The sequence below is a fragment of the Oscillibacter valericigenes genome (assembly GCF_021531435.1).
Classification (GTDB): Bacteria; Bacillota; Clostridia; order Oscillospirales; family Oscillospiraceae; genus Oscillibacter; species Oscillibacter valericigenes_B.
Genome location: NZ_JAFBIS010000087.1, coordinates 1 through 397, shown reverse-complemented (window position 1 = coordinate 397; position 397 = coordinate 1). Strand labels below are relative to the sequence as shown.

1 protein-coding gene is annotated in these 397 nt (G+C 54.2%); it reads right to left on the bottom strand.

The features are described from left to right. A partial coding sequence (locus JQM68_RS13675) for a transposase (protein ID WP_235223568.1) occupies positions 1 to 397 on the bottom strand: 397 nt, incomplete at both ends.

Sequence of the window (397 nt, the reverse complement as noted above, 5' to 3'; positions counted from 1 at the left end):
AGCACCAGATCCCAGTTCTGGTATCTGGCGTGCCAGTGCTTCACGATGCGCTGTGAGGCCAGATACAGCATCCGGCGCAAGGAGTCGTCGTTCGTGAAGGAGGGCTTGTTCTTCGTGATCTGCCGGAACTGGCGGTTCAGGCCCTCGATGATGTTCGTCGTGTATATGATTTTCCGAATCTCAACGGGGTATTCGAAGAATGTGCTTAAAACCGGCCAGTTTTCCTCCCAGCTTTTCACGCAGGAGGGGTACTGCTTACGCCAGGCCTCCGCAAAGGCCTGCAGGTTTTTCTCGGCTTCTTCCAGCGTAACGGCACCGTAGATCTTCTTCAGATCCGCAACGACTTTCTTGATGTCCTTGTAGCTGACATATCTGGTGGAACTGCGCACCTGGTGGA